At 53.1% G+C, this 390-nt stretch carries 1 protein-coding gene and 1 pseudogene; both read left to right on the top strand.

Annotated features, from left to right (window positions below):
* On the top strand, positions 1-167 hold a 167-nt coding region (locus J0A66_RS21940), incomplete at its 5' end, for a DUF350 domain-containing protein (RefSeq protein WP_206575965.1).
* A 9-nt stretch (positions 168-176) separates the two neighbouring features.
* A pseudogene (locus tag J0A66_RS21945) lies at positions 177-390 on the top strand (DUF1190 domain-containing protein); the annotation flags it as partial.

The raw sequence follows: 390 nt of genomic DNA on the forward strand, positions 1-390 counted from the left end.
GCGCCGTGGCCCTGATTGCTCAGCTTTTGGCCTTTGCCCTGCTGCGCTTTACCTTTATGCCCTCGATTGTTGAACGTATCAACAACAACGAAATCTCGGCCGGTGTCATGTTGGCCGCCATGTCTGTAGCCATCGGCTTACTGAACGCCGCTTGCATGTCCTACTAGGAGGCAGCGATGACACAAGTGAACAGAAAACGTTCCTCAACCATAAACCTGGCCAGTATGCGCAAGGGCTTTGCCCCTAAGCCCCTGGCTGTGGGTATCGCGACGGTATTATTAAGTGCTTGCGGCGGTAATCGACAGGATGCGGATGTTTACACCTCGGCCAACGATTGTATTGATAAAAACCCCGAGTTTGCCGAGCAATGTACCACCGCCTATCAGGATG

Source organism: Bowmanella dokdonensis, assembly GCF_017254865.1.
Classification (GTDB): domain Bacteria; phylum Pseudomonadota; class Gammaproteobacteria; order Enterobacterales; family Alteromonadaceae; genus Bowmanella; species Bowmanella dokdonensis.